The sequence below is a fragment of the Ochrobactrum sp. S1502_03 genome (assembly GCF_044435015.1).
Classification (GTDB): domain Bacteria; phylum Pseudomonadota; class Alphaproteobacteria; order Rhizobiales; family Rhizobiaceae; genus Brucella; species Brucella chromiisoli.
The window spans coordinates 71724-78369 of sequence record NZ_JAYEXN010000016.1 but is presented as its reverse complement, the minus strand read 5'-3'; the positions used below and the strand labels follow the sequence as shown (position 1 = coordinate 78369).

Sequence of the window (6646 nt, the reverse complement as noted above, 5' to 3'; positions counted from 1 at the left end):
CCTCGTCTGTCAAACCGATCCGTTCGCCCAAAGTAGCCTCCAAATGGAAGCTTTGAATCAAAAATCGATTCCGCAGTCAACCTTTGTCCACGAGCGCTAGGTTTATGTGCACCCAGAAGAAAGAGTAGGGTGTGTGTCTGATGGATTGTAAAAATCAACAAGCGGTGTGGAGAGACAATGAGTTTCTCCCTGATTTTTCATCAAGCGGTTGCTTTCTTTAGCAAAACAGCGAAATTACGAACCTGTTATAAGAACAATTCTATTGCCGGGAACAAAATGCAGCTTACCCCTCGTCACAATGCAATTCTGGATATCGCCCGCAGGCAGGGGCAGGTTCTCGTCGATGATCTGGCGAGTGTTTTCGATGTAACGCCGCAGACGGTGCGCAAGGATCTCAATGATCTGTGCAAGGCGCGTTTGCTGCGCCGTATTCATGGTGGTGCGCTTTATCCATCCGGCGTGGAAAACATGGAATATGAAGCGCGGCGCCGCATTGCAGCGCATGAAAAGGAGCTCATCGGTCGTGCGGCCGCTGAAATGATTCCCGATGGTGCGTCGCTGTTCATCAATATCGGCACGACCACCGAGGCTGTCAGCCACGCGCTCATTGATCATAACAATCTGATGGTCATCACCAACAATATCAATGTCGCCAATACCCTGCGCGTTTATCCCGAGATTGAGGTCATTATTGCTGGCGGCGTTGTGCGTGCGTCCGATGGCGGTATCGTCGGGGAGGCGGCGGTTGATTTCATTCGGCAGTTCAAGGTCGATTACGCAATCATCGGCGCGTCGGCAATCGATGAGGATGGTGCGCTGCTGGATTTTGATTTCCGCGAAGTGAAGGTGGCACAGGCGATCATCGCCAATGCGCGCCACGTCATTCTGGTGAGCGACTCGACCAAGCTGGAGCGAGCAGCGCCCGTTCGTCTCGGACATATTTCGCAGGTTCACAGCTTCATCACCGATCGATGCCCCTCACAGCAATTGCGCGATTTGTGCCGTGAAAATGAGGTCGAACTCATCGAAACGGTGAAAGAAGCCTTCGCAGAACAGAAAGAATCGTAGTTTCGTTTCATTTTCGTTTTGCTTTCGTATTAAATCAATTATATTCGCTTTGGTGATCGGAGAGGATCTTCAGGTTTCGCCATGGCACAAGATAAAATATTCGACATTTTCGTAATTGGCGGCGGCATCAATGGATGCGGCATCGCAAGAGACGCGGTTGGTCGTGGCTTTAGCGTTGGGCTTGCCGAGATGAACGATCTGGCAAGTGGCACCTCGTCGCGTGCCACAAAGCTCATTCATGGCGGTTTGCGCTATCTGGAGCATTACGAATTCCGCTTGGTGCGCGAAGCGCTGATGGAGCGCGAGGTGCTTTGGGCCAACGCGCCGCATCTGATCCACCCGATGCGTTTTGTGTTGCCTTATCATAAGGGCGGGGTCCGCCCGGCATGGCTTTTGCGTCTTGGCCTGTTTCTCTATGATCACTTAGGTGGCCGCAAGAAGCTGCCAGCCACGCGCACACTTGATATGCGCACCGATCCCTCGAGCGCACCTTTGAAGCCGCTTTTCACCAAAGCTTTCGAATATTCCGATTGCTGGGTGGATGATGCGCGCTTTACAGCGCTGACTGCGCGCGATGCGGCTGATCGTGGTGCGATGATCCGCACGCGTGCAAAGGTGGTCTCGGCGCGCCGCGATCATGAAGCATGGACGGTAACGCTTGAAAATATCGATACCGGTCTGCGCGAAGAGTTTCGTTCGCGTCTCTTGGTCAATGCTGCCGGTCCATGGGCGGATAAGGTATTGGAAGGTGTCGAAGGTGATCGCCAACTGCACAATGTGCGACTGGTGCAGGGCAGCCACATCGTGGTGCGTCAAAAGTTCTCCGACCCGCGCTCCTATTTCTTCCAGAACAATGATGGGCGTATCATCTTCGCTATTCCTTATGAGGATGATTTCACGCTGATTGGCACCACAGATCAGGATTATAAGGGCGACCCGGCCAAAGTCGCAATCAGCGACCAGGAAACCGATTATCTCTGTGCTGCGGCAAGTGAATATTTCCGCGAGCCGGTGCGCAGAGAGGATATTGTCTGGACCTATTCCGGCGTGCGCCCGCTCTATGATGATGGGGCCAGCAAGGCACAGGAAGCAACCCGCGATTATGTGCTCAAAGAAGATGCGCCGCAGGGTGCCGCACCACTGATCAATGTGTTTGGCGGTAAGCTGACCACAGCCCGCAAACTGGCCGAACATATGCTTGAGAAGATCGAGCATCATCTGGGCAAAAAGGGCGCGCCATGGACCCATGCAGCTTCTCTGCCGGGCGGTGATTTTGAAGCAACGGCTTTCGATCAGGAGCTTGAAAAGCTAAAAGCGGATTATCCGTTCTTGTCAGTACCCCATGCCCACCGCCTGTTTAAGCTTTATGGAACCCGCGCGCGCGTTCTGCTGGGAAAAGCGACGTTATTGGCCGAGCTTGGACAGCATTTTGGCAGCGATCTTTACGAGACTGAAGTGCGCTATCTCATGGAGCATGAATGGGCGCATACGGCAGAAGATATTCTCTGGCGCCGTAGCAAGCTTGGCTTGCGTTTGAGCGTAAACGAGGTTGCTGCTCTCGAAACTTTTATCGAAGCTACCAAAGTCGCGTAACGGTTCGCTTGCAACCTGTCCTATAAAAAGTCATTATCCTTCCATTCGGCGGTTTCCAGCCTTTCTGGGAGGAAAACATGGGTGCACCGCAAGACCGAGTTCATGCTGACCGTATTCAGTCCGCTATTGATACGGGCGGTGCTGCGCGTTCGGCGCTGGTCGCCTCATGGCGACGGTCTTCGCGCCTCTATGGGCTTGATCCTGCGGAAGTGGGGGCTGTTCAAACGCTTTCCGATCATGAATTGCGCAATGCGCGTCAGCGTATGGAACGCGTGATCAGCATCGCACAGGCCAGCATGGACCGCCTTTATATGGCGGTTGGTGGCGTGGGCTGCTGCGTGCTTCTGGCTGACAGTCAAGGCGTGCCGGTTGAGCGCCGTGGTGCGGCGGGTGACGACGATACGTTTTATGACTGGGGCCTATGGACGGGTGCGGTCTGGAGCGAAGCGGTCGAGGGCACCAATGGAATTGGCACCTGTCTTGCCGAACAGCGCGCTTTGACCATTCATCGTGACCAGCATTTTCATACGCGCAATATTGGACTTTCCTGCACGGTAGCACCCATTCATGACCATCAGGGCCGTCTGATGGCGGCACTTGATGTTTCGTCCTGTCGCAGTGATCTGACAGAGGCTTTCGTACAACTGATTTCAGTCGCGGTCATTGACGCTGCACGGCGGATTGAAGCCGAGAATTTCCGGCAGGCTTTCCCGGATGCGCGCATTATGCTGGCCCCAAGTGCTGACCGCACCGGCGGCGCACTGATTGCGGTTGATAAAGACGATCTGGTGATCGGTGCCACGCGCGCAGCCCGCCTTTCGCTCGATTTGACCGATGATGCTCTTGCGACCGCCTTGCCTGCGGCTGATCTTCTTGGCTGGAATGCCGATCCGCGTGAGGATATGGCAGAGTCTGAACGAAGCGTCATTCTCCGTGCCATCGCGCGTGCCGAAGGCAATGTTTCATCGGCAGCCAAGCTTCTGGGCATCAGCCGTGCCACGCTTCATCGTAAGCTTAATCGCCTTAAAATCACACGGCCAAATTAGTTTTTCCAATGTGTCTCATTATTGAGACACATTGATGCAGCATATTACGAGGCGCTGGATGACTCCTCCCAAGAGCCGCGCCACATTGTGTCTGAAACGCCGTAGGAGCGGCGTTGAATTTCGGGAGGAATACCATGAACAAGGTTGAATTTCATCGCTCCGTAAAGCCGGAGTTTGCCAAACGTTATGGCAATTTCATCGGCGGCAAATGGGTAGAACCCAAGTCGGGCCGCTATTTCGAAAATACATCGCCGGTCAATGGTCAGGTGCTTTGCGAAGTCGCGCGTTCTGAAGCGGCGGATGTTGAAGCAGCCCTTGATGCAGCGCACGCAGCAAAAGAAGCCTGGGGCAAGACAAGCCCTGCTGAACGCGCAGTGATCCTCAACAAGATTGCTGATCGTATTGAAGCCAATCTGCCAAAGCTCGCGGCTGCCGAAACATGGGACAATGGCAAGCCGATACGTGAAACCACCAATGCCGATCTGCCGTTGGCCATCGACCATTTCCGCTATTTTGCCGGTGCAATCCGTGCGCAGGAAGGTGGCATTTCCGAAATCGATCACGATACGGTTGCTTATCATTTCCATGAGCCACTCGGTGTTGTCGGCCAGATCATCCCATGGAATTTCCCGCTTTTGATGGCTGTGTGGAAGCTCGCACCAGCCCTTGCCGCCGGTAACTGCGTGGTGCTCAAGCCTGCTGAACAGACACCTGCTTCGATCCTCGTTCTGATGGAAGTCATCGGCGATCTGTTGCCTGATGGTGTGCTGAATGTGGTCAATGGCTTTGGTCTTGAAGCGGGCAAGCCGCTGGCCTCAAGCCCGCGCATCGCCAAGATCGCCTTTACGGGTGAAACGACGACTGGCCGTCTCATTATGCAATATGCCAGCCAGAACCTCATTCCAGTGACGCTGGAACTGGGTGGCAAGTCGCCAAACATCTTCTTCTCCGACGTGACAGCCGAAGATGATGATTATTTTGACAAGGCAATTGAAGGCTTTGTGATGTTCGCGCTTAATCAGGGCGAAGTCTGTACCTGTCCAAGCCGTGCGCTGATCCATGAAAAGATCTACGACAAGTTCATGGAACGGGCATTGAAGCGCGTTGAAGCCATCGTGCAGGGTGATCCACTTGATCCGGCAACCATGATCGGTGCGCAGGCCTCCAGCGAGCAGCTTGAGAAGATCCTCAGCTATATCGATATTGGCAAGCAGGAAGGCGCGGAAGTGCTGACCGGTGGTGGACGCAATGAGCTGGCCGGTGATCTCGCAGGTGGCTATTACGTCAAGCCGACCGTGTTCAAGGGCAACAACAAGATGCGGATTTTCCAGGAGGAAATTTTCGGTCCTGTTGTGTCGGTCACGACCTTTAAAGACGACGCCGAAGCGCTCGCGATTGCCAATGATACGCTTTATGGCCTCGGTGCCGGTGTCTGGACCCGTGACGGCACGCGCGCCTATCGCTTTGGTCGCGCCATTCAGGCTGGCCGCGTCTGGACCAACTGCTATCACGCCTATCCGGCGCATGCGGCATTCGGCGGTTACAAGCAGTCGGGTATCGGTCGCGAAAACCACCTCAAGATGCTCGACCACTATCAGCAGACCAAGAACATGCTGGTGAGCTACAGCCCGAAGAAGCTTGGCTTCTTCTAAAAGAACAAAATGGTCCGGGATATTCAATCCCGGGCCGTTTTCCTTGTTTCCTCCCAGGAAAGGGTCGGGTTGGCCGGCCTCGGTGCCTGCCAATCCGACCCGTTACAGCGCATCCCGAAAAGTGTGAAGCGGTTTTCTGGAAAAGATGCGCGATATAAAACAGAAGGATGTTTTCGAAATGGCTAAGACAATGAAAGCTGCTGTGGTTCGCGAGTTTGGCAAGCCGCTGACCATTGATGAAGTGCCAATTCCGGTGCCGGGCGATGGTCAGATTCAGGTAGCAATTCAGGCATCCGGCGTGTGCCATACCGATCTTCATGCTGCTGAAGGCGACTGGCCGGTAAAGCCAAACCCGCCATTCATTCCGGGTCATGAAGGCGTCGGTTTTGTCTCTGCCGTGGGCAAGGGTGTCAAGCATGTGAAGGAAGGCGATCGCGTCGGTATTCCATGGCTTTACACGGCTTGCGGTCATTGTGTGCATTGTCTTGGTGGTTGGGAAACGCTCTGCGAAGAGCAGCTCAATACTGGCTATTCAGTCAATGGCGGCTTTGCTGATTATGTGGTTGCCGACCCGAATTTCGTTGGCCACTTGCCAAAAAACATCGAGTTTAACGAAATTGCGCCGATCCTCTGCGCAGGTGTGACGGTTTATAAGGGCCTCAAGGTCACCGACACCAAGCCGGGCGACTGGGTGGTGATTTCCGGTATTGGCGGGCTTGGCCATATGGCGGTGCAATATGCCAAGGCCATGGGGCTTAATGTGGCTGCCGTTGATATTGATGACAAGAAGCTTGATCTTGCGCGCAGGCTTGGTGCGACGGTCACGGTCAATGCCAAGACGCATAATGATCCGGCAGCTTATATCAAGAAAGAAACCCATGGCGGCGCGCAGGGCGTGTTGGTGACAGCTGTTTCGCCAAAGGCTTTTGAGCAGGCCATCGGCATGGCTGCACGTGGTGGCACAATCGCATTGAATGGTCTTCCGGCTGGCGAATTTCCGCTGTCGATTTTCAACATGGTGCTCAATGGTGTGACCGTGCGCGGCTCCATCGTTGGTACGCGTCTTGATTTGCAGGAATCGATCGACTTTGCAGCAGATGGCAAAGTTAAGGCGACCATCCGCACCGATAAGATCGACAATATTAATGCGATTTTTGATGAAATGCGCGCAGGCCAGATCGAAGGCCGCGTGGTTATGGACCTGACGCAGTAATCGGTCCATACTATCATCAGAGCCGCCGTAGCAATGCGGCGGCTTTTGTATAGCATAATCCGACCGGAGCGGAG

Annotated in this window: 5 protein-coding genes; all 5 read left to right on the top strand. The window is 54.2% G+C overall.

Annotated features, from left to right (window positions below; translation table 11 throughout):
- Positions 1 to 276: 276 nt before the first annotated feature.
- Positions 277 to 1068 carry a DeoR/GlpR family DNA-binding transcription regulator gene (locus VBH83_RS12230; protein ID WP_265982765.1) on the top strand — a complete coding sequence of 264 codons (792 nt, stop codon included), beginning with the start codon at positions 277 to 279 and terminating at the stop codon, positions 1066 to 1068.
- Between the two features lie 81 nt (positions 1069 to 1149).
- A complete protein-coding gene (gene glpD, locus VBH83_RS12225; protein ID WP_265982766.1) occupies positions 1150 to 2661 on the top strand; it encodes a glycerol-3-phosphate dehydrogenase in 1512 nt (503 codons plus the stop codon).
- A gap of 77 nt (positions 2662 to 2738) precedes the next feature.
- On the top strand, positions 2739 to 3707 hold the full coding sequence (locus tag VBH83_RS12220) for a GAF domain-containing protein (RefSeq protein ID WP_265982768.1): 969 nt from the start codon (positions 2739 to 2741) through the stop codon (positions 3705 to 3707).
- A 134-nt stretch (positions 3708 to 3841) separates the two neighbouring features.
- The gene (gene adh / locus VBH83_RS12215) at positions 3842 to 5359 is read left to right on the top strand and encodes an aldehyde dehydrogenase (RefSeq protein WP_265982769.1); all 1518 of its coding nucleotides are present in this window, start codon (positions 3842 to 3844) and stop codon (positions 5357 to 5359) included.
- Between the two features lie 178 nt (positions 5360 to 5537).
- Positions 5538 to 6572 carry an alcohol dehydrogenase AdhP gene (gene adhP, locus VBH83_RS12210; RefSeq protein ID WP_265982770.1) on the top strand — a complete coding sequence of 345 codons (1035 nt, stop codon included), beginning with the start codon at positions 5538 to 5540 and terminating at the stop codon, positions 6570 to 6572.
- Positions 6573 to 6646: the final 74 nt, after the last annotated feature.

What these genes read in the sequence shown, in the direction of transcription:
- VBH83_RS12220 (WP_265982768.1), top strand. Translation starts at nt 2,739, where the DNA reads ATGGGTGCACCGCAAGACCGAGTTCATGCTGACCGTATTCAGTCCGCT.
- adhP (WP_265982770.1), top strand. Translation starts at nt 5,538, where the DNA reads ATGGCTAAGACAATGAAAGCTGCTGTGGTTCGCGAGTTTGGCAAGCCG.
- VBH83_RS12230 (WP_265982765.1), top strand. Translation starts at nt 277, where the DNA reads ATGCAGCTTACCCCTCGTCACAATGCAATTCTGGATATCGCCCGCAGG.
- adh (WP_265982769.1), top strand. Translation starts at nt 3,842, where the DNA reads ATGAACAAGGTTGAATTTCATCGCTCCGTAAAGCCGGAGTTTGCCAAA.
- glpD (WP_265982766.1), top strand. Translation starts at nt 1,150, where the DNA reads ATGGCACAAGATAAAATATTCGACATTTTCGTAATTGGCGGCGGCATC.